Here is a 20,237-nt window from a genome sequence, read left to right on the forward strand (position 1 = left end):
ATCGGAGATTGAGACATGATGAACGAAATTGAGGGGTTTCGACTTTCCCCCCAGCAAAAACAGGTGTGGCAACTGCAACAAATTGATAACTTTGCCTATTGTTGTCAGGGAATGGTGCAGATTGTCGGAAAGTGCGATTCCGGGATTTTAAAAACCGCGATCGGCACTGTAATACAACGCCATGAAATCCTGCGGACCACCTTTCCCTGTTTACCGGGAATGACCCTGCCAGTTCAAGCAATTACGACGGGGGACTTCCAATGGCATGACCCCTTAGATTTAAGTCCCTGTTTACCGGAAGACAGAGACAGTAAACTCGCTGCTTACATCCAGGAAATCGGACAACAGCCCTTTAATTGGGAACAAGGACCATTATTTCACGCCGCCTGGGTTTCCTTGGGGGTGGAACAGTCTGTATTAATAATTCGCTTACCGGCAGTTTGTGCCGATGCTCAATCTCTGGAGAATTTAGGGTCAGAAATTGCCACCGCTTATCGGGCAATTTGTCAAGGGGAAACCTTATCTGATGAACCCTTACAATATGCTGACTTAGCCGAATGGCAAAATCAATTATTAGAATCCCCAGAAACCGAAATTGGCGCGGATTATTGGCGGCAGCTAGAGGTTTCGGGTCTAGGAACCCTGAAATTGCCCGGGGAACTGGAGGGGAATTCTTACAGATTTCAGCCTCAAGATTATGCTGTGAAACTCTCGGTAGAATTAACCGAAAAAATTGCCCAAATCGCCAACAACTATGAAGTTGAAACTCAAACGGTTTTATTGACGGCTTGGCTAGGTTTAATCCAAAGACTCACGGGACAGGAAACTTTTACCCTGGGCGTTTTAGCAGAAGGTCGAAAATACGCTGAATTATCAACGGCAATCGGTGTTTTTGCTAAATTTTTGCCCTTAAATTATTCCGCCGGGGAATCAGCAACTTTTGCAGAAATTCTGCCGGTTGTGCATCAGGCAGTCGCAGAAGGGGAAAAGTGGCAGGAGTATTTTACTTGGGAAACTCTATCGGGATTACCCCCAGAAACTGCACCGTTTTTCCCTTTGGCTTTTGAAGGGCGAAGACAGGCGCAAACCCACGGGGATTCGCAGCTTTCCTTGACTTGCGATCGCCCTTGCTGGGTTGGCAGTCGCTTTAACCTGAAACTCTCAGTTCAACCGGATGAAAAGGGTCTAACTCTAGTCTTTGAATACGATACTAATGCGTTTCAATCCGAGACAATTCACCGATTCAGCAACCAACTCATTTGCTTATTAGAAAGCATTATTACGACACCTGAAAAGCCCCTGTCTCAGCTCAATCTTTTAACCGAAACTGAACGGCATCAGTTGTTAGTTCAATTTAATGCAACCCATCGGGATTATAACGGTTACCAGACAATTCATCAATTCATTGAAGAACGAGCAACGGCTAACCCCGATAAAGTTGCCTTAATTTTTAGTCAGGAAACCCTAACCTACAGCGAACTGAATGCCCGCGCTAATCAATTAGCGGGTTACTTACAACAATTGGGGGTAAATTCTCAGGATTTAGTCGGACTGTATTTAGAGCGATCGCTGGAAATGGTTGTCGCAATTTTAGGCATCCTCAAAGCAGGGGCGGCTTATGTTCCCCTAGACCCAGCCTATCCCCAAGAACGGCTAGGGTTTATGTTAGCGAATGCCCAACCTTCGGTCCTAGTCACCCAGGCTAATTTGACCGCAGAACTGTCAGAAATTCCGGCAAAAATTGTCTGTCTCGACGGCGACAGGGATGCCATTGCCGCCCAATCCCCAGAAAATGCGACTACCCCGGGGGGAGAGATTGCCTACATTATCTATACTTCCGGTTCCACGGGCAAACCCAAAGGGGTGAAAATCAGCCATCGCAACCTTTGTCACTATGTCCAGGCAATGGGTCATGCTTTGGGTATCCAAAGTGATGACGTTTACCTGCATACCGCTTCCATTGCCTTTTCCTCCTCCGTCAGACAGTTGATGGTCCCCTTGGCAGCAGGGGCGACGGTGAATATTGCTACCTCACAACAGCGGCAAGACCCCCTCGCCCTCTTCCAGGAAGTCAAGGACCGAAATGTGACTGTCATTGATATTGTCCCGTCATTTTGGCGGAATAGCACTTATGTCCTGAGTCGCTTAGAGGCACAAGGGCGATCGCACCTGTTGGCGAATCATTTGCGCCTGATTGTCTCTGCCAGCGAACCCTTACGGTCCGATCTGCCTCAAATTTGGCGGCAGGAGTTCCAGCATCCGGCACAGTTTATCAATATGTTCGGACAGACGGAAACCTGCGGGATTGTTGCCACCTATCCGATCCCGGATACCCTGAGTGAGGGGATACAAATTGTGCCACTGGGACGCCCAATCGCCAATACCCAACTCTATATCCTGGATGAGTTTCAGCAACCTGTCCCCATTGGTGTGACGGGGGAACTGTATGTCGGCGGTTGGGGAGTTGGACAAGGGTACCTTAATCGCCCGGAACTCACGGCTGAAAAATTTATTCCAGAGCCCTATCACCCGAATGCCAGACTGTATAAAACTGGGGACTTAACTCGCTATCTCCCCGATGGCACAATCGAATTTGTCGGACGCCGGGATTATCAAGTCAAAATTCGCGGATTTCGGATTGAGTTAGGTGAGATTGAATCCGTCCTCAGTGAGCATCCCCCAGTCCGCGATGCCGTGGTTGTGGCGCGGGAAGAAGGGGGGGAAAAGCGGTTGGTGGCTTATGTGACGAGCGATCGCCCGGGAGAATTGGGGCGAGAGTTGCGGCAGTTTGCCAGTCAACGCTTACCAGATTATATGATACCTAGCACCTTCGCTGTCTTGGATGCTTTCCCTCTCACCCCCAATGGCAAGGTGAACCGGCAGGCACTTCCGACACCGGAGAAATTACAGGGTCAGTCCGAGGCGATCGCACCCCGAACTCCCGTAGAAGAACTGCTGGCAGGGATTTGGGCGCAACTGTTGCAGCGCCATCCGATTAGCAGAGACGATAATTTCTTTGAAGTCGGGGGACATTCTCTCCTGGTAACCCAACTCGTCTCTCAAATTCGAGATACATTTGGGGTGGAGTTGCCCTTGCGGAGTCTCTTTGAAACCCCGACTCTCGCACAATTAGCCGACTGCATCGAAACCTCCCTTGCCGCAGGAGAAAAGCTGGATATACCGGCGATCGTCCCGGTATCTCGAACCGGCGCAATTCCCCTTTCCTTCTCTCAGGAACGGTTATGGTTTTTGGAAGGATTGGAACCGGGAACCTATAACAGTGCGGCTGCTGTGCGATTACAGGGTGAGGTGAATATTGCCGCCCTAGAAGAGAGTTTTAACGAAATTGCTCGCCGTCACGACACCTTACGGACTCGGTTTGTCGAGGGCGAGGGCTGCGTCATCCAGGAAATTATGCCCGAAGTGAGAATCACCCTGCCGGTCATTTCCTGTGAGGAGTCCCAAGTACCATCCCTAGCAGTTGCCTGGGTGCAACAACCCTTTGATTTAACCCAGCCTCCCCTAGTCCGCTTGACCCTGTTCCAATTACAACCGGATGAATTTATTCTCCTGTTTGTCATTCATCACATTGTTTCCGATGGCTGGTCAATGGGGGTGCTGATTCAGGAATTAGGGACGATATACGGTGCCTATTCTACCGGCAGAATTTCCCCCTTGCCCGCCCTGGCGGTACAATATGCCGATTTTGTCCTGTGGCAGCGCCAATGGCTGAATCAGGCCAGATTAGGGGCGCAGATGGACTATTGGAAGCGGCAACTGGGGGGAGATTTGCCCGGATTAGACTTGCCCACGGATTACCCTCGTCCAGGGGTGCAATCCTTCCGGGGGGCGACCCAATCTCTCACCCTGCCGAGTGAACTGAGTGAGGCCCTAAATACCCTCTCTCAGGAATCCGGCGTGACTCTCTATATGACCCTCCTGGCGGCGTTCCAAACTTTGCTCTATCGCTATAGTGGACAAAGTGATATTCGGGTGGGAACCCCCATTGCTAACCGGAATCGGGGGGAAATTGAAGGCTTAATCGGCTGTTTTGTCAATACCCTTGTCTTACGAACCGACTTATCCGGAACTCCCAGTTTTCGGGAGTTGCTGGGACGGGTGCGTGAGGTAGCTTTGGGGGCTTATGCTCATCAAGACTTGCCCTTTGAGCAACTTGTGGAAGTATTACAGCCCAGTCGCACTTTGAGTCATAGTCCCATTTTTCAGGTGATGTTTGTCCTCCAGAATGCCCCAATGGCGGAGTTGGAACTGCCCGGATTGCGGTTAAATCTGCTGGAGTTGGACAGCAAAAAATCCCGGTTTGACCTCACCCTGGCGATCGCCCAAACCCGTCAAGGATTGTTGGCGACTCTGGAATATAGCACGGATTTGTTTGAGGCAGGGACAATCTCACGGATGCTGGGACATTTCAAAACCCTCCTGGAAAGTGCGGTTGCTTATCCTGATGCAAAGATATCGGAAATGCCGATGTTGACTGCAAGTGAGCAATCGCAACTCTTGCACCAGTGGAATGATACGGCAGCAGAGTATCCAGAAACTGCCTGTATTCATGAATTAATTGAGGCGCAAGTTGCCAAAACACCAGATACAGTGGCGGCAGTTTTTGAGGGACAATCCCTCACTTATCAGGAATTGAGCGATCGCGCCAGTCAGTTAGCCCAATATTTGCAATCGATAGGCGTACAATCCAATCAGGCAGTGGCGCTATACGTCGATCGCTCGTTAGAAATGCTGGTGGGACTGGTGGGGATTCTCAAATCTGGGGCTGCCTATCTTCCCTTGGACCCTGCACTCCCCGGCGATCGGCTTCAATATATGCTGGAACATTCCCAAGCAGGGGTGATTCTCACGCAGCACCATTTGATTTCGACGTTACCCAGTCATCAGGCGCGGGTGGTGTGTTTGGATGGAATTCAGCCGCACCCTGGAAGGGTGGGGCTATACGAACAAAGCCCGCCTGCGCGGGCTGAGGATGCAATTACCCCGCACCCTGGAAGGGTGGGGCTATACGAACAAAGCCCGCCTGCGCGGGCTGAGGATTTGGCTTATATTATTTATACGTCCGGTTCTACGGGACGACCGAAAGGGGTGCAATTGCGCCATCGCAGTGTGGTCAATTTCCTTACCTCCATGCAGAAGGAACCGGGTTTGACGGCTGGCGATCGCCTGTTGGCGGTGACAACGCTGATTTTTGATATTGCCGGATTAGAACTGTTTCTCCCTCTCACCGTGGGCGCTTGCGTGATTATTGCCAGTCGCGAAGTTGCCACCGACGGGCAGCAATTAGCCTCACTCTTGGACTCGCAACAGGTAACCGTCATGCAGGCAACGCCATCAACTTGGCGGATGTTAATCGAAAGCGGATGGCAGGGTCGCCCGCAGCTTAAAATCCTCTGTGGCGGGGAAGCCTTGCCGCGACTGCTGGCGGATGAGTTGTGTAATCGGGCGGGTTCCGTCTGGAATTTATATGGACCGACGGAAACTACCATTTGGTCTACTCTGTATCCGGTGACTCCTGGTGAGGGGATTGTCTCCATCGGACGGGCAGTCGCCAATACCCAAATTTACCTCTTGGATCGGGCATTGCAGCCGGTTCCCGTCGGCATCCCCGGAGATTTGTATATTGGAGGCGCAGGATTGGCAGCCGGATATCTGCATCAGCCGGAATTAACCGCTGAGAAATTTATCCCCAGTCCTTTTGCCGATAATCCCGAGGTGAAACTCTATAAAACTGGGGATGTAGCGCGGTATCGTCCGGATGGCACGTTGGAATATATTGGACGGGTCGATAATCAAGTCAAAATCCGGGGATTCCGGATTGAACTCGGTGAGATAGAGTCGGTATTGGCAAAGAGTCCCGAGGTGCGCCAAGGGGTCGTGATTGCCCGAGAGGATATCCCGGGAGATACGCGGTTAGTCGCTTATGTCGTATTACATCCCCAAGCAGAACCAAATCTCCCTCAATGGCGACAGATTCTCAAGCAACAATTGCCCGATTACATGATTCCGGCTGCTTTTGTCGTCTTAGACAGCCTGCCGTTAACCCCCAATGGCAAAATTGACCGGAAAGCCCTTCCTGCACCCAGTCGCCAAGGAAAAGAAACTCACATTGCCCCCGTAACTCCCCTAGAACAACAGCTAACCGAAATGTGGGCGCAGGTCCTGGGGTTAGAACAAGTCGGGGTTGAGGAGAATTTCTTCGAGTTAGGGGGTCATTCCTTACTGGCAACTCAACTCCTATCCCGGATTCGTCATACATTCCAGGTAGAACTCCCCCTGCGGAGTCTGTTTGAATCGCCAACCGTGAGAGAGTTTGCACCCCGGATTCCAGGTACAACCGTAACCGCCAGCTTCCCCCTAGTGCCCGTCTCTCGGAATCAAAATTTACCCCTATCCTTTGCCCAGCAACGCTTGTGGTTCCTGGAACAATTAGAACCAGGAACGGCAACCTATAATATACCGGCAGTCCTGCGGCTGACAGGCAACCTGGATTTAGCGGCATTGGAGGCAAGTCTCAATGCGGTAATTGAGCGTCACGAAGCCTTACGGACGAGCTTTCCCGCCCTTGATGGACAACCGATCCAAGCCGTTGCGCCGCAATTGCGGGTAAACATCGTGACGGTGGATTTGTCGGAAGTTGCCTCGGAAGACTGGGAGGCAGAGGGGGTGAAAACTGCTGTAGCAGAATCGCTTAAACCCTTTGATTTAGAACAGCTTCCGCTGTTGCGGGTTACCCTAATTCAACATGAGGGCGATCGCCTGTTGGTTCTCGTCTTACACCACATTATTGCCGATGGCTGGTCAATGGGGGTATTGATTCGAGAAATAGCCACCCTGTATGACGCCTTTTCCACCGGAAAATCCGTAGCACTTCCGGAACTGCCCATCCAGTATGCTGATTTTGCGGTATGGCAGCGTCATGTCTTACAAGGGGAAGTGTTGGAGAATAAGCTGGCATACTGGAAGCAGCAGTTAGGGGGAACTCTGCCGGTCCTCAACTTGCCCGGTTCTCGTCCCCAACTGCCTGCCAGCAGACGAAAAGGGGCAACCTATTCCTTCCAGATTCCGGCAGAAGTGGCCCGTGGGGTGCAGGTCCTCAGTCACCAAGAAAATGTCACCTTGTTTATGACCCTGTTGGCAGGATTCCAGACTCTCCTTTACCGCTATACTCAATGTGATGATGTGGTGGTGGGAACGGACCTCGCCAACCGCAGTCCCCTGGAAACCGAGGGGTTAATCGGATTTTTCGTAAATCTCCTCGTCTTACGCACAAATTTGTCAGGAAATCCCTCATTTCGGGACCTGTTAGCTCGGGTGAAACAAGTCACCTTAGATGCCTACGCCCATCAGGATGTTCCGTTTGAGAAATTGGTAGAAACCTTACGTCCCGATCGCCAGTCTACTGCCAATCCCTTATTCCAAGTGCTGTTTGTCTTACAAAATGCCCCCATGCCGCCCTTACAACTGCCAGGGTTAACCCTGGAACCCGTGGCAGTGGATACCGGAATCGCCCGTTTTGATATCGCCCTATTTCTAACGGAAACTGAATCGGGAATTACGGGAAAATGGCAGTACAATGCTGACAAATTTGAAAAGGGTGCAATTGTCAAGTTTTCCCATCATTTTGTCACCTTACTCAGCAGTATTTCCACCCAACCTGATAGTCGCCTAGACGCCCTCGACTTCATTCCGGAATCCGAACGAGAACAACAAGCTATGCAAAAACAAGCGCGTAAATCCCTGAAATTAAAAACCTTTAAAGCGGTGCAAGCGCAAACCGTGGATTTATCCCCAGAACAATTAATCAACACCGAGTATCTAACCCCTGGGGAAACCTTTCCCCTGGTGATTACCCCCCGGGTTTCCGAACTAGATGCCGTGGAATGGGCGACGCATAACCGCGAGTTTATCCAAACCCAGTTGCAGCAACATGGTGGCATTTTATTCCGCAATTTTGGGTTGCAAACTCCGGCGGATTTTGAACAATTTGCCCAAGGAATTTGTCCCCAACTCTTTGGCGAATATGGAGATTTACCTCGGGAGGGAATCAGCGGTAAAGTTTATGGTTCGACTCCCTATCCAGCCGATAAAGCTATTCTCTTTCATAATGAAAGTTCTCATCTCCATTGTTGGCCCTTGAAAATCTGGTTTTTCTGTGCTCAACCGGCGCAGGAAGGGGGCGAAACCCCGATTGTGGATTGTCGGAAAGTCTACCAACATCTCAATCCTCAAATCCGGGAAAAACTAGCTCAAAAACAGTTAATGTATGTCCGGACTTTTACGGAAGGATTAGATGTCAGTTGGCAAGAATTTTTCCATACCGACGATCGCACTTTGGTTGAAAACTACTGCAATCAAGCGGGAATTCGCTGCCAATGGTTGCCGGATAATGGATTAAGAACAGAAAAAATTCAACCGGCGATCGCCAAGCATCCGCAGACGGGAGAATGGGTATTTTTCAATCAAATCCTGTTACATCATATTGGCTGTTTGGATGCTTCTGTGCGCGAATCATTACTTTCTTTGTTTGGGGAAAATAAATTACCCCGCAACGTTTATTATGGAGATAGTTCGGCAATAGAAGAGGAAACCCTCGCCGAAATTGCCGCCCTCTATGAAAACCTCGCCGTCACATTTTCCTGGCAACAAGGAGATGTAGTCATGTTAGATAATATGCTGGCTGCTCATAGTCGTAACCCCTTCGTAGGACCCCGGAAAATAGTCGTAGCAATGGGGGAAATGGTACAGCGAGCAGATATTCAATTCCCAGTCATGGAGGAAGCTCATGCACAGTAATCATCAAGCCGCTTTTCGGCTTTCCCCTCAACAAAAACGCTTGTGGTCCTATCAGGCAGAAAATCCAGCTTATCGCGCTCAATGTAGCGTTCTCATCTCCGGAAAGGTTGACCTAGAACGGTTACAATCTGCCATCCAAACAGTGGTGAATCGCCATGATATTTTGCGAACCCAATTTCGTCGCATCCCGGGGATGAAAACCCCGGTGATGGTGATTGACAATCAAAGTGGGTTTCATTGGCAAACCCTTGACTTTAGCGCGGTGTCTGCTGAAGATGTCCAAGGCAAAATTCAAGCTATTTTTACCGCAGAAAAATCCATCTCTTTTGATGGGAAAAAGGATTCTCCCCTGCGAGTTTTGGCCATCACTCTAGCAGCGGATCAACTGCTGTTAATGGTTAGCCTACCGGCTTTATGTGGGGATAATGGAACTCTCAAAAATTGGGTAACTGAAGTTAGCCTCGCCTATTCGGATAAATTAGATGATGCCTCAGAGGAAGAGGGGGTGCAATATGTTCAATTCTCCGAATGGCAACATGAATTATTAGGGGAAGTAGGGGAATTGGAATCTGGTTTAGCCTATTGGCAACAACAAGATTTTTCTGCCTTAGAACGGATGAAACTGCCGTTACAAAACATTACCCCTATTCAGGAACCTTTTACTCCCGAAAGTTATTCCTGGACGATTGACTCTCAAGGGGTAACCCAACTTCAAACCTTAGCGCAACAGTGGGAAATTTCTCCTGCCATCTTGTTGCTGACTTGTTGGCAGATTCTCCTCTATCGACTCACAGGGGAATCAGAAATTCTTGTGGGAACGATTTATAATATCCGCGATGATTATGAGGAATTAGAATCAGTCTTCGGACTGTTAACTCATTGCTTGCCGGTTCGTCTTCCTCTGACGCCAGAATTGTCTTTAAAAGAAGCAGCAAATTTAACGGCAAAATCCTTGGCTGAATCGGTGGAATGGCAAGACTATGTTCATAGCGAGTCCTTAGAATTCCATCGGGTATTCTTTCCCATTGGATTTGAGTTTATCAGCCTCCCGGAACCCCATTCTGTGGATGGAGTTTCCTTTTCTATTACTCAGCAGTCTACCCACAGTGAGCCATTTCAAGTTAAATTAACTGTTACAGCTTCGACTGATGGATTAGAGGCTGAATTAAGTTATGATGAAAATCACTATTCAGCCGATTATATCCAGCAACTATCCAAACAATTCGAGACCCTGCTAACTCAGGCGATCGCCCATCCCAATCAAGGCATTTTTCAGTTACCGATTCTCCCGGAACAACAGCGGCAGTTCCTCTTACAACTGAATCAAACAGAGAAGTCTTACCCCATCAAAGAGGGGATTCATCAATTATTTGAGGAAGCAGTTAACCATACCCCGGATGCGATCGCCTTAGTCTTTGAAGAAACCCAACTCACCTATCGGCAGTTAAATCAACAAAGCAATCAACTGGCACATTACCTAAAGAAATTGGGAGTCGGTCCCGATGCCGTGGTTGGCATCTTGACCCATCGTTCTCACTTTTCCCTCATTGCCATGCTGGGGATTCTCAAAGCTGGGGGCGCGTATCTCCCCTTAGATGCCGAATTGCCATCGGAAGCTCTATCCCTGCGCTTGCAAGACATTCAGCCTGTGGCTGTAGTGACAGAACAAAGTCTATCTCATCGCTTACCAAACTGTCCTTTTGTCTGTCTGGATGGAGAGACCCTCCAGGGAGAAAGTGCCGAAAATTTAGCCGTAAGTGTCACCGAGAACAACTTAGCTTATATTCTATTTACCTCCGGTTCGACTGGACAACCGAAAGCGGTGGCGATCGCCCATCGGCAAATTTTGAATTACTGTTACGCCATTCAGGACCGGCTGAATTTACCCACTTCCGGGAGTTTTGCCTTAGTCTCTACCTTGTCAGCAGACTTGGGAAATACAGTAATTTTTCCAGCATTATGTGGCGGAACTTTGCATATTATTTCTAAAATGCGGTCCTCAGACCCCCAAGCATTAGCGGTATATTTCCGGCAGCATCCCATCGACTGCCTGAAAATTGTCCCCAGTCATCTGATGGCCCTGTTAGGCGGCGATCGCCCAAGTGATATCCTACCTCGGCATTGTTTGGTCCTGGGTGGGGAAACCGCCACTTGGGAGGCAGTCGCCACCATCCGCGAATCTGCTCCCCATTGCCGGATTTTCAACCATTACGGACCCACAGAAACCACCGTCGGGGTCCTGACTTACGAAGTACCCCAAACCCATCCTCCCTACGCGAAAACAGTCCCTCTGGGGAGTGCCATTGCGAATACCCAAATTTATATCCTGGATCGGCATCAGCAACCTGTCCCCATTGGTGTCACCGGAGAATTGTATATTGGAGGGGCCGGAGTAGCCCGGGGTTACCTCAATCGTCCCGAACTCACTCAGGATAAATTTATCCCCAATCCCTTCCAGAATTCCCCAGAGAATCGCCTCTACAAAACCGGCGATCGCGCCCGCTATCTCCCCGACGGGACGATTGAATTTCTGGGACGGATTGACGAACAGGTGAAAATTCGCGGGTTCCGCATTGAATTAGGGGAAATTGAAGCAGTCCTCGCCCAGCATCCCACAGTCCGCGACACGGGGGTCACATTGCGAGAAGATGAACCGGGAAACCCCCGCCTAGTCGCCTATATAGTCCCATCTGGAAAGCTAGATAGTGAGGCAATTCGGGAGTTTCTAGCACAACGGTTGCCGGAGTATATGATACCGACAGCATTCGTGGCGATGGACAGATTACCCCTGACTGCCAACGGTAAACGCGATCGCCGCGCCCTCCCTACCCCGGATACTCAGTTAGCAACAGCGACGGAGTATATCGCCCCGCGCACCCCGGTAGAAGCGGCGATCGCCGGGATTTGGGCGGAATTGTTACATTGCCCGGATATCAGTATCCACGATGACTTTTTTGCCCTCGGAGGTCATTCCCTGCTGGCAACCCAGGCAATTTCCCGATTACGGGCCACATTCCAGGTGGAATTACCCCTGAAAACCCTCTTTGAAGCCACCACCCTCGCGACTCTCGCCGAACGTATCGAACAGGCAATTCAGGCGGAACTCGGCTTAGAAATTCCCGCCATTGTTCCCACCTCTCGGGGTGAAACTGCGCCTCTATCCTTTGCCCAACAACGACTCTGGTTTTTGGACCGCCTCGACCCGGGCAGCCCGTCATACAACCTCCCTCGCGCCGTTAGAATTACCGGAGAACTAAATCCCACGGCGTTAGAACAGTGTTTCACAGAAATTGTGCGCCGTCACGAAATCCTGAGAACTCAATTTGTCACGGTTAACAGACATCCGGTGCAGCAGATCATCCCCGCAACTCCCTTTACCCTCCCGGTGATTGACCTGCAAGGCTTATCCCCGGAGGATTGCGAGGCAGAAGTGCGTTGTCTTACAGAAGCAGAAGCCCGTCAAGGCTTCAATTTGGAATGCGATCGCCTCCTGCGCGGTCAACTGTTACAATTGAGTGCAACCGAGTGGGTATTGCTGTTTACCCTGCATCACATTGTCTCTGATGGCTGGTCTACAGCAGTGCTAATTCGCGAACTCGCCGCCCTATATCCGGCATTTTCTGAAGGTAAGCCCTCTCCTCTGCCCGCACTTCCCATCCAGTATGCGGATTTTGCCCTGTGGCATCAAAACTGGTTACAAGGTGCGGTTCTGGAAACCCAGCTTGGGTATTGGAAACAGCAACTCGGAGGCTGTCTGCCGGTGTTGGAGTTGCCTACGGATAAACCCCGTCCCCCAGTCCAAACCTTCCGAGGGAGTAGCGAATCTCTCACCCTCCCCCATCCTTTGAGTGAGTCCCTCAAGCAGCTATCGGGGCGGCAAGGGGTTACTCTATATATGACCCTATTGGCAGCCTTCAAAACCTTGCTGTATCGTTATACGGGACAAAAAGATATTCTGGTCGGTTCTCCCATTGCCAACCGCAACCACGAGGAAATAGAACAGTCTATCGGCTTCTTTGTGAATACTTTTGTCTTACGAACGAATCTGTCAGACAGTCCCAGCTTCTGCGAACTGCTGAACCGAGTGCGAGAGGTGACCCTTGGCGCTTATGCTCATCAAGACTTACCCTTTGAAAAGTTGGTAGAAGCGTTACAGCCTGAGCGCGATTTGAGTCAGTCGCCCTTGTTCCAGGTGATGTTTATTTTCCAGAATGCTCCCGTCACTCCTTTGGAATTACCGGGTTTGACCCTGGAACCCTTAGAACATAGCAATGGTACAGCGAAATATGATTTAAGTTTGTATGTGCGAGAAACCGATATCGGACTACAAGCCACCTGGGAATACAACACTGATTTATTTGAACCCGCCACCATTCAACGGATGCAGGGACATTGGCAAACCTTGCTGGAGGCCGTTGCCACCGCCCCCGAAACCCCGATTTCTCACCTGCCCTTGTTGACTCCTGCCGAGGAACAGCAGTTACTTGTCCAAGGGAATCAAACCCAGGCGGATTATCCCCAAACGGCCTGCCTGCATCACTTATTCGAGGCGCGAGTCGAACGCACTCCCGATGCGGTTGCGGTAGAGTTTGCTGGGGACTGTCTGACATACCGGGAACTGAATACAAAGGCTAATCACTTAGCACATTATCTACAGGAATTGGGGGTGCAACCGAATCAGTTAGTCGGACTTTATGTTGAGCGTTCCCTAAATATGGTGACTGCCCTCTTAGGCATTCTCAAATCTGGCGCTGCTTATCTTCCCCTAGACCCGGCCTATCCCTCTGAACGATTAGAGTTTACTCTAGGTGATGCGGGAGTAGCTGTCTTACTGACTCACCAGCACTTAGTTTCCGGATTACCCAATCATGGGGCGGAGGTTGTCTGCTTAGATACGGATTGGGGGACCATTGCCCAATTCAGTCCGAAAAATCTTCATAGCCCAGTCCATGCGGAAGATTTGGCCTATACGATTTACACCTCCGGGTCTACAGGCAAACCCAAGGGGGTAGAAATTCCTCATCGGGCCTTGGTCAACTTCCTCACTTCCATGCAGCGACAACCGGGATTAACGAGTGAGGATGTCCTGTTATCTGTCACCACCCTATCGTTTGATATTGCTGCCCTAGAACTGTTCCTGCCCCTGATTGTAGGCGCTAAAATGGTTCTAGTGAGTCGAGATGTAGCAACCGATGGCATTCGGTTAGCACAAACCCTGAATGCTTCGGGTACAACTGTCATGCAGGCAACTCCGGCTACTTGGCGATTGCTACTCGCCGCTGGATGGGAAGGTAGCAGCAGCCTGAAAATCCTCTGTGGGGGAGAAGCCCTCGACTGCGCCTTAGCCCAACAGTTGCAGGAACGTTGTGCTGAATTGTGGAATATGTACGGTCCTACAGAAACTACAATTTGGTCTCTCGTTTATCGGGTAGAACAGGTCCAGGGGATGATGCCCATTGGACGGGCGATCGCCAATACTCAGGTTTACGTCCTGGATGGCAACTTGCAACCCGTTCCCCTGGGTGTACCGGGAGAATTATATATTGGGGGGGATGGGTTAGCCCGGGGGTATCTGAACCGCCCGGACCTTACTCAGGAAAAGTTTATTCCCAATCCTTACCAACCGGGTTCTCGCCTTTATAAAACTGGGGACTTAGTGCGATATTTGGCCGATCGCAATTTGGAATTTATCGCACGCATCGATAACCAGGTCAAACTCAGAGGTCATCGCATTGAGTTAGGGGAAATTGAAGCAGTCCTCGCACAACATCCCCAAGTGCAGCAAGTTGTAGTGGTTTTGCGGGAAAAACGACTGGTTGCGTATTGGGTGAAAGCCTTCACTGAGCTGACTTTTACCGATTTGAAAGGGTTTCTAAAAACCAAATTACCGGCCTACATGGTGCCTGCTGTCTTCGTGGAGTTAGAGACCCTGCCTCTCACTCCCAACGGCAAAATTGACCGCAAATCACTGCCGACACCGGACCTCACCGGACCCAAAGAAACCTGGGTAGCACCCCGCACCCCCCTAGAACAGCAACTCGCTGAATTATGGTCGGAAGTGCTAGAAATTGAGCGGATAGGGCTGTATGACAACTTCTTTGAATTGGGGGGACATTCCTTGCTGGCAACCCAACTGATTTCGCGAATCCGAGAAGTATTTCAGGTGGAATTACCCCTAAAAACCCTATTTGAAGCCACAACGATCGCCCAATTGGGGGAAGCAGTCGCCCAGGGACAAGCCCCGGTGAAAGTACCAGCGATCGCCCGGGCATCGCGTCAGGGACGGCAGGTGAAGCGTTCCGAATTGAACTAAGGGTATAAGGTAACATTCAGGAGAGGGTGCAATGGTTATGAAACTGAATCAGCAGATGCAACAGTTAGACGAAGAGGTGACAATTTTTCCGCCCTCCTTCGCCCAACAGCGACTGTGGTTTATCGATCGCCTAGGGGTGACAAAATCCGTATATAATATCCCTGCCGCAGTGCGACTCACCGGGGAACTGGATGTGCTGGCCCTGGAAAACAGCCTGCAAGCGATCGTCGATCGCCATGAAGTCTTCCGGACCGGATTTGCCCTTGCATCAGGGGAACTCGTCCAGGCGATCGCCCCAACGGTGGAGTTTACCCTCAACCGGATCAACCTTCAGCATCTCCCCGAATCCCGCCGCGAAGCTCAAGGGCGACAACTAGCTGAAACGGATGCACAACAAGGGTTTGATTTGTCGCGTCCACCTTTGTTGCGCGGGACATTAATCCAATTTGACCGTTGCGATTGGATGCTCGTTCTCACGATGCACCATATTATTTCCGATGGTTGGTCCATTGGCGTTTTGATTCGGGAACTCAGCACCTTGTATGCTGCCTTTTCCCAAGGCAACCCCTCTCCGTTGCCCGAACTCCCGATTCAGTATGCCGATTTTGCCCTGTGGCAGCGCGACTGGTTACAGGGAGAGGTGTTAGAGGCACAGTTAACCTACTGGAAACAGCAACTCAGTGGCACTCTGCCGATGTTGGACTTACCCAGCGATTCTCCCCGTCCCCCAGTTCAGACGTTCCAGGGGGCGAGTCACAGTTTCCGGTTATCCAAAGCCCTCTCGGACTCCCTCCAGGCATTGAGTCAGCAACAGGGGGTTACCTTATATATGACCCTGCTGACAGCCTTGAACATCCTGTTGGCGCGGTATTCTGGACATCAGGATATACTCGTCGGTTCCCCCATTGCCAATCGCACCAGCCAGGAACTCGAACCGCTAATTGGCTTTTTTGTAAATACCCTTGTCTTACGGACGGATGTATCAAACAATCCCTCTGTTGTAGACTTGCTGGCGCGGGTGCGGAATATTGCCCTAGATGCCTTTGCCCATCAGGATTTGCCCTTTGAAAAACTGGTGGAAGCGTTACAGCCAGATCGCGACTTGAGTCGTCCTCCGTTATTTCAAGTGATGTTTGTCTTACAAAATGCGCCAATGTCCGTGGTGCAGTTACCAGGACTCTGTATGACGCCCGTGGAACTCCATAGTGGGACTGCTAAGTTTGATTTAACCTTATATGTCACGGAGACGGACGGGGGACTCAATGCCAATTTAGAATACAATCGGGACTTGTTTACCCTGGCAACGGTGGCCCGGATGGGGGAACATTTCCAGAACCTGCTAACCGCGATCGCCGCGAACCCCCACCAGCGTCTCTCCGCGTTGCCGTTAGCGAGTCCCGCAGAACAAGCGCTACTGACGGAGTGGAACCGCACAGAGGCCGATTATCCGCGTCACTGCACGATTCCTGACCTATTTGAGGCGCAAGTAGAACGGACTCCCGATGCTGTTGCCTTCGTTTGTGGTGATCGCACCTTGACCTATCGAGAACTCAACCGTCAGGCGAATCAACTCGCCCATGTTTTACAGCAGTCGGGAGTTACAAGTGAGACGATTGTAGGGATTGCCATTGAGCGATCGCTGTTAGCGGCAGTCGGGATTCTGGGGATTCTCAAAGCCGGGGGCGCATATCTTCCCCTAGACCCCGCCTATCCCCAAGAACGCTTGGGCTTTATGTTAAAAGATGCGGGAGTTTCTCTGTTAGTGACTCAGCAGCATTTATTAACCGTTTTACCGACTGATTCCGTTCCGACAATTTGTCTGGATAGTGAAGGAGAACGTCTAAAACAAGAGAGTCCAGAAAACCCCCAACGTCAACTCACTCCCGAGGCGATCGCCTACATTATTTACACCTCCGGTTCTACTGGAATTCCTAAAGCCGTTCAAGGTCTCCATCGCGGGGCTATCAATCGATTTGCTTGGATGTGGAAGACCTATCCTTTTGCTCTAACAGAGGTCTGTTGTCAGAAAACATCCTTAAATTTTGTGGATTCCGTTTGGGAACTGTTTGGACCACTCCTGCAAGGGATTAAAACCATCATTATTCCGGATAAAATTGTTAAAAATCCCCAAAAATTTATCGAAATTTTGGCCCAGGAACAAGTCACCCGATTGGTTCTGGTCCCCGCTTTCCTGCGCGTCTTGTTAGAAACTTATCCCGATTTATCTCAACGATTGAGCGCCTTAAACTTTTGGGTCACCAGTGGAGAAGCCCTTTCTGCGGATTTATTGCAAAATTTTCACAATAGTCTACCAAATAGTCTATTATTAAATTTATATGGCTCTTCGGAAGTGTCTGCGGATGTGACTTACTACTGCTCTCATCCTGGGGAAATTATTCCAGACAGAATTCCGATTGGTCGTCCGATTGCTAACACGCAAATTCACATTTTAGATGAAGCGTTGCAGCCTGTACCTATCGGAGTCCGAGGCGAGATTTATGTGGGGGGAGAAGGACTGGCGAGAGGATATCTCAACCGGCCCGAACTCACCGCAAAACGGTTTATTAAAATGCCTGGGAATGCTTCTTTTGGAGTGCGTCTTTATAAAACAGGGGACTTAGGTCGATATCTCCCCGATGGCAATATTCAATACTTAGGACGGCAAGATAATCAAGTCAAAATTCGCGGATTTCGCATTGAATTAGCAGAAGTCGAAGCCGCCTTAAGAACCCATCCCGAAATTCAGGATGGAGTGGTGATAGTCCGGGAAGATGAACCGGGGAATCAGCGATTAGTTGCCTATCTAGTTTGTCGGGAAACGGGGAGGAATTTAAGTAGCAACATTTGGCGGGAATTCCTCCTGAACAAGTTACCGGAGTACATGGTTCCCACTGTCTTTATTCCCCTGGAAGCCCTGCCGTTAAATCCCAACGGCAAAGTGGACCGTCATGCCTTACCTAAACCGAGTCACCCAACTGTTAACTCTGGGGTAAACTATCAAGAACCCAGGACCGAAATCGAGGAAACCATTGCCTCGGTTTGGAAACAATTGCTGTCGGTGAAACGAGTAGGAATTCACGATAACTTTTTTGAAATGGGCGGTCATTCATTGCTGCTGATGCAAGTTCATCATCACTTACAAAAAACCTTAAACCGTGAATTTCCTCTCGTTATCCTGTTTCAATATCCCACAATCGCCACTTTAGCCTACTATTTTGTCCCCCCAGCAGACTTGGCGACGATTCATCATCCCAGTGAAGACCGGGCAAGTCATCGAATTGCCGCCATGAATCGGCGCAAACATCGGCGAAATTCTATTAAAAATAGTGACCCCTATTCTAAAGATTAATCCCTCATCACAACCCTAACCCTTTGTAAAATTATTTGGATTGAGTCACTATCATGCTTCAAATTCATCCCGTTAATTCCTCTATTGAGACTTGGAATCCTTCTATTGAAGGGACTATCCTCAGCCTCTTTGACCCCTCACCCCAGGCGGAAAACTGGGAAAAAAATGTTGATCAACAAATTTTAAAAATTGCCTATCAATTTCTGCGCCAAATTGAAGCCAGCAGCGACATTGATCTTCCTGATTTGATGGCTCAATTTCAGGAGTTTCACCTGCCAGATGATGCCTCAAGTTTTGATACTTACTTGGAGAGTTTAACAAAAACCCTCATTCCCCATTCCATTCATACCTCATCCCCTCGTTTTATCGGTCACATGACCTCAGCATTGCCGCATTTTATGCGTCCCCTCGCTAAATTGATGACGGCATTGAATCAAAATCTGGTGAAGACAGAAACCGCAAAAGCATTCACTCCTTATGAACGGCAAGCGTTAGGCATTTTACATCGATCGCTGTATCAATTTCCCGATAAATTTTACGACTGCCACCTGCAAAATTCCCATAGCACTCTGGGGATGGTTGTTTCCGGCGGAACTAGCGCTAATTTGACCGCAATTTGGTGCGCCCGCAATAGCTCATTAGGGCCGAAAGGTTATTTTAAAGGCATTGAAAAAGAAGGGTTAGCCGCTGCTTTGGAGTTCTACGGATACCAAGGACAAGTGATTATTGGGTCGAGTTTGATGCACTATTCCTTTGAAAAGGCAGCGGATTTATTAGGAATAGGCAGTCAAGGATTAATTAAAATTCCGGCCAGTCGCTACAACCGAATTGATTTGGACTGCCTGCGGGAAACCGTAGCCCAATGTCGCGCCCAAAAGCAACATATAATCGCCATTGTAGGCATTGCCGGAACCACTGACTCAGGGGGAATCGACCCCATAGCAGAAATGGCAGCGATCGCCCAAGCAGCAGGGGTACATTTTCACGTGGATGCCGCTTGGGGAGGACCGTTAATCTTTTCCCAACAACATCGTCATAAGTTAGCAGGAATTGAACAGGCGGATTCGGTCACAATCGATGCTCACAAACAACTGTATGCACCGATGGGAATTGGTATGGTGATGTTCCAGAACCCCCAACTGGCCAAAGCAATCGAAAAACACGCCTGTTATACAGTCCGTGAAGGGTCGGCAGATTTGGGTCAGCGATCGCTAGAAGGGTCGCGCCCTGCCATGTCCCTGTTTCTGCACGCTGGATTGCACGCGATCGGGCTGAAAGGGTATGAATTTTTAATTGATGAAGGGATTCGCAAAACTCAGTATATGGCTGAACAGGTTCGCTTAAGTCCAGAATTTGAACTGTTAGCTGAACCAGAAATTAATCTGTTGATTTATCGTTACATTCCCGAACAATGGCGAGAGTTAGCCGCCAAAGGACAGTTAACCGAAACCCAAAATCAAGCCATTGATTTAGTCAACGAACAGTTACAAAAAGCCCAACGTCACGCGGGACGCACGTTTATCGCCCGCACCATTACTCATACCACTCGATATGGACCAATGGCGATTGTGGCATTACGGGCCGCCCTTGCCAATCCCCTCACCACTGAAGCCGATATCGATGCGGTATTAGACGACCAAATTGCCCTCGCTACCCAATTGAATTTAGCCTAATACGGAATTCGGTTGATATCGGTCTATAAAAACCCACAGGCTCAAGCCTGGGGCTATACGGACGAAGCCCGCCTGCGCGGGCTAA

At 49.8% G+C, this 20,237-nt stretch carries 4 protein-coding genes; all 4 read left to right on the forward strand.

Translation table 11 applies throughout. The features are described from left to right. Window positions 1-15 precede the first annotated feature (15 nt). Genes NG833_RS08805 through panP form a run of 4 tightly spaced genes read left to right on the forward strand, consistent with a single transcriptional unit; the run spans window position 16 to window position 20,152 of the window. On the forward strand, window positions 16-8,817 hold the full coding sequence (locus NG833_RS08805; RefSeq protein WP_254564920.1) for a non-ribosomal peptide synthetase: 8,802 nt from the start codon (window positions 16-18) through the stop codon (window positions 8,815-8,817). Beyond that, a complete protein-coding gene (locus NG833_RS08810; RefSeq protein ID WP_254564921.1) occupies window positions 8,807-15,130 on the forward strand; it encodes a non-ribosomal peptide synthetase in 6,324 nt (2,107 codons plus the stop codon). Before NG833_RS08805 ends, NG833_RS08810 begins: the two co-directional genes overlap by 11 nt. A gap of 31 nt (window positions 15,131-15,161) precedes the next feature. Then, a complete protein-coding gene (locus NG833_RS08815; RefSeq protein ID WP_254564922.1) occupies window positions 15,162-18,479 on the forward strand; it encodes an amino acid adenylation domain-containing protein in 3,318 nt (1,105 codons plus the stop codon). Between the two features lie 53 nt (window positions 18,480-18,532). Beyond that, the gene (gene panP / locus NG833_RS08820) at window positions 18,533-20,152 is read left to right on the forward strand and encodes a pyridoxal-dependent aspartate 1-decarboxylase PanP (RefSeq protein ID WP_254564923.1); all 1,620 of its coding nucleotides are present in this window, start codon (window positions 18,533-18,535) and stop codon (window positions 20,150-20,152) included. Window positions 20,153-20,237 lie beyond the last annotated feature (85 nt).

Source organism: Oscillatoria sp. HE19RPO (genome assembly GCF_024220515.1).
Lineage (GTDB): Bacteria > Cyanobacteriota > Cyanobacteriia > Cyanobacteriales > Laspinemataceae > Laspinema.

What these genes read in the sequence shown, in the direction of transcription:
- NG833_RS08810 (WP_254564921.1), top strand. Translation starts at nt 8,807, where the DNA reads ATGCACAGTAATCATCAAGCCGCTTTTCGGCTTTCCCCTCAACAAAAA.
- panP (WP_254564923.1), top strand. Translation starts at nt 18,533, where the DNA reads ATGCTTCAAATTCATCCCGTTAATTCCTCTATTGAGACTTGGAATCCT.
- NG833_RS08815 (WP_254564922.1), top strand. Translation starts at nt 15,162, where the DNA reads ATGGTTATGAAACTGAATCAGCAGATGCAACAGTTAGACGAAGAGGTG.
- NG833_RS08805 (WP_254564920.1), top strand. Translation starts at nt 16, where the DNA reads ATGATGAACGAAATTGAGGGGTTTCGACTTTCCCCCCAGCAAAAACAG.